The 4545-nt window shown below is 73.5% G+C and carries 1 protein-coding gene; it reads right to left on the bottom strand.

Features of this window, described 5'->3' with window-relative positions:
- Positions 1 to 4545: SDR family NAD(P)-dependent oxidoreductase (locus tag ACH47Z_RS46900; RefSeq protein WP_399086693.1), on the bottom strand; the 4545-nt coding region annotated here is incomplete at both ends.

The raw sequence follows: 4545 nt of genomic DNA, 5'->3' as shown, positions 1-4545 counted from the left end.
GCGAAGAGGGCGGGTTGGACGACGTCGACGCGGTCGTAGCCGGGCGCGCCGGGGCTGCCGCGTAGTACGTCGGTGAGTGACCAGTCGACGTAGGGTGCGAGGGCGGTCTCGCATTCCGCGATGCGGGCTGCGAACTCGGGTGAGGTGTCGAGGAGTTCGCGTCCCATGCCGGTCCACTGCGAGCCCTGCCCCGGAAACACGAACACCGTACGAGCCACGTCCAGCGCCGTGGCCTGGACGACGCCGGGGTGGGGTGTCCCGTCGGCGAGGGCGGTGAGGGCATCCGTGAAGCCCGCGCGGTCGGAGGCCAGAACGACGGCGCGGTGGCTGAACGTGGCACGGTCGGCGGCCAGGGAAGCCGCAACAGCCTGCGGGCTCAGCTCCGCGGCCTCGTCGGACTCCGCGAAGGCACACAGCCGGGCGGCCTGGGCGCGCAGGGCGTCCGTCGTACGGCCCGACACGGCCCAGGGGACCACGCTGGCCGTGACGTCGGCAGGGGCGTCCTCCGTGGGCTCGGCGGTGAGCGGCGCCTGCTCCAGGATCACGTGGGCGTTGGTGCCGCTGGCGCCGAAGGAGGAGACGCCCGCTCGGCGCGGTCCGTCCGATGCGGGCCAGGCGATCGGTTCGGTCAGCAGGGACACCCGGCCCGACGTCCAGTCGACGTGCGGTGTGGGCGCGTCGATGTGCAGGGTGCGGGGCAGCAGTCCGTGGCGCATCGCCATGACCGTCTTGATGAGTCCGGCCATGCCGGCGGCGGCCTGGGTGTGGCCGATGTTGGACTTCACCGAGCCCAGCCACAGCGGCCGGTCCTCGGGGCGGTCCTGTCCGTACGTAGCGAGCAGGGCGTCGGCCTCGATCGGGTCGCCCAGTGTCGTACCGGTGCCGTGTGCCTCGACCGCGTCGATGTCACCGGGCGCGAGGCGGGCGTTGGCGAGGGCCTGTCGGATCACTCGCTGCTGGGAGGGCCCGTTGGGTGCGGTGAGGCCGTTGCTGGCGCCGTCCTGGTTGACGGCGGAGCCGCGTACGACGGCCAGGACACGGTGACCGTTGCGGCGGGCGTCGGACAGGCGCTCCACCAGCAGCACACCCACGCCCTCGGACCAGGCCGTACCGTCCGCCGCCGCCGCGAAGGGCTTGCAGCGGCTGTCCGGGGCGAGCCCGCGCTGCCGGCTGAACTCGGTGAACAGCACCGGCGTGGTCATCACCGCCACACCGCCGGCCAGCGCCAGCTCGCACTCGCCGTTGCGCAGCGCCTGGGCGGCCAGGTGCAGGGCGACCAGGGAGGAGGAGCAGGCGGTGTCGATGGTGACGGCCGGCCCCTCCAGGCCGAAGGTGTAGGAGACGCGGCCCGAGACGACGCTGGACGAGGTGCCGCTGAGGAAGTGTCCCTCGACACTCTCGGGCGCGACGTTCGAGGCGTACTCCTGGTACATCGCTCCGGCGAAGACGCCCGTCCGGCTGCCCTTGAGCGTCGTCGGGTCGATGCCCGCCCGCTCGAAGACCTCCCAGGACGTCTCCAGGAGCAGCCGCTGCTGCGGGTCCATCGAGAGGGCCTCGCGCGGGGAGATGCCGAAGAATCCGGCGTCGAAGTCGGCGGCGTCGTAGAGGAATCCGCCCTCGCGGGCGTACGACGTGCCCGGGCGGTCCGGGTCCGGGTCGTAGAGGCCGTCCAGGTCCCAGCCGCGGTCGGCAGGGAACCCGGAGACCGCGTCCCCGCCCTCCGTGACCAGGCGCCAGAGGTCTTCCGGCGAGCGGACACCCCCGGGGAAACGGCAGGCCATGCCGACGATCGCGACCGGCTCGTCGGCGGCGGTCGCGGAGACCGGCACGGGTGCCGTGGTCGCCCGTGCGGCTCCGGTGAGCCGGGTCCGCAGATGACGGGCGACCGCGGTGAGCGAGGGGTGGTCGAAGACCAGGCCGGCAGGCAGCCTGAGGCCGGTCACCGCCCCGAGGCGGTTGCGCAGCTGGACCGCGGTGAGCGAGTCGAAACCAAGCGTCTTGAACGGCTGCGACGCGTCGAGCGAGGAGGGGTCGGCGTGCCCGAGCACGGCCGCCGCCTCGCCCCGGACCAGCGAGAACAACTCCCGTTCCTGCTCGGCTTCCGGAAGTCCCGCCAGGCGTTGGAGCACCGCGGAGCCCCCGTCGTCCGCGCCGGCCGCAGCAGCACGCCGTACTGGCACGCGAACGATCCCGCGCAGTACGCCGGGCAGCGTGCCGTCCTGCGCCCGGCGGCGCAGCGCCGCCGGATCCAGACGCGCGGCCACCAGAGTGGGCCGGTCGGCACGCAGGGCGGCATCCAGCAGCGCGAGGCCCTGTTCCGCGGGCATGGGCAGCACACCGGCCCCCGCGATCCGGGCCTCGTCCTGCTCACCGAGGTGCGCCCGCATGGCGCTGGACGGAGCCCACAGGCCCCAGGCGATCGACACGGCGGGCAGCCCGCGCGCCCCGCGGCGCACGGCGAGCGCGTCGAGGACGGCGTTGGCGGCCGCGTAGTTGCCCTGTCCGGCGTTGCCGAGCACTCCGGCCGCCGACGAGAACAGCACGAACGCCGACAGGTCCAGGTCCCGGGTCAGCTCGTCGAGATGCACGGCCGCGTCGGCCTTGGGCCGCAGCACCCGGTCCAGGTGCTCCGGGGACAGGGCCGCCACGGTGGCGTCGCTCAGCGCCCCGGCCGCGTGCACCACCGCGGTCAGCGGATGCTCCGCCGGAATGCCCGCGAGTATCTCGGCCAACGCCTCACGGTCCGATACGTCACACGCCGCGAACGTCACCCGGGCGCCCAGCGAACCGAGTTCGGCCGCCAGCTCCCCGGCACCCGGACTGTCCGCACCCTGGCGGCTCAGGAGCAGCAGCTGCCGTACGCCGTGCTCGACGACGAGATGCCGGGCCACCAGCCCGCCCAGCGTCCCGGTACCACCTGTGATGAGCACGGTCCCCTCGGACGACACCGCGGGGCGAGTGTCCGGTTCCGGTCGCGGCGGCACGGGCGCCCGCACCAGCCGGGGGGTCAGCAGGGTGCCGCCGCGCAGCGCCGCCTGCTCCACCCCGGACGCCGCGAGTCGTCGTACGGCCTCCTCGGCGATTTCGGGCGTGTCGGTGTCGAGCAGCAGGAAACGCCCCGGGTGCTCGGACTGCGCGGAGCGCATCAGACCCCACAGCGCGGTCTGGCCCAGGTTGTCGACGCCCTCATCGGGCAGCGCGGCCACCGCACCCCGGGTGACGACGACCAGGCGCGACGCGTCGAGCCGCCCGTCGGCGAGCCAGGACTGCACGGCACCCAGCAGCGCGGACGTCCCCTCACGCACCACGTCCGGCAGAGCACCGCCACCGCTCTCGCCGCAGACCAGGAGGGCCAGGTCAGGAGTCTCGGCTCCGGAGTCCAGGGACTCGACGAGAGAGTCCATGGTGGAGTACGAGGCCGCCACGGCCACCCCGGCATCCGCACCGATGCCGACCCAACGGGCCGAGTCCAGCGAGGAGTTCGACGAGGGCAGCGCGACCCAGTCGAGCCGGTAGAGCCCGTCGTCCCCGGCGGAACGGGCACTCTCGCGTACCTGCTCCTCGGTGACCGGAAGCACGGTGAGCCGGTCGACGGTGACGACCGGACTGCCGGCCCCGTCCGTCGCGACGAGCGCGAAGTCGCTCTCGCCCAGCGACGAGATCCGTACCCTCAGCGTCGTGGCGGAGGCGGCGTGCAGCGTGACCCCGGACCAGACGAACGGCAGTCGGACCGCCTGGTCGCCGCCCTCCCCGCCGAGCAGCAGAGCATGCAGCGCGGCGTCGAAGAGCGCGGGGTGCAGACCGTAGCCCGTGGCCTCCTCGTGCTGGTCGCGCGGCAGCACGACGTCGGCGTACAGCTCGGACCCCTGCCGCCACGCCCTCCGCAGGCCCTGGAAGGCCGGACCGTATCCGTAACCCGCGCGCTCGGCCTCCTCGTAGAACCCCTCGGTGTCCAGCAGCCGCGCCTCCGTGGGCGGCCAACTCACCGGCGGTACGGCGGCATCGGTGGCGTCGGCGGTGAGCGTGGCCGTCGCATGGTGCCGCCACGCGGTGGTCGGATCGTGCGGGTCCTCCGGACGCGAGTGGATCTGCACGGTGATCTGCCCCGACGGACCGTCCGGCGCGACCGTGATCTGCAGATGCGTCGGGAGCTGTGCGTCGAGGGCGAGGGGAGCCTCGAGTGTCAGCTCCTGGATGTGCGGGGCGGACGTGTACTGCGCCGCGTGGAGGGCGAGTTCAACGAAAGCCGTGCCGGGGAGGAGCGGGGTGCCGTGTGCGGAGTGATGCGCCAGCCACGGGTGGGCGTGCGCGGTGAGACGCCCGGTCAGGATCAGCCGACCCGACTCCGCGTTGTGGACCGCGGCCGTCAGCAGGGGGTGATGAGTGGCGTGCAGGCCGTGCGCGGTCGGGTCGTTGGAGGCGGCCAGCTCGGTGAGCCAGTAGCGCTGCCGCTGGAAGGGGTAGGTGGGGAGGTCGAGCCGGTACGGGTGTGGCGCGTCTGAGGTCGGGGTCCAGTTGATGGGGAGGCCGTGGGTCCAGGCGTGG

The organism is Streptomyces sp. NPDC020192 (genome assembly GCF_044388685.1).
Taxonomy (GTDB): domain Bacteria; phylum Actinomycetota; class Actinomycetes; order Streptomycetales; family Streptomycetaceae; genus Streptomyces.
Note: the sequence above shows the minus strand (reverse complement) of the source record. Positions and strands in the feature narration are given on the sequence as shown.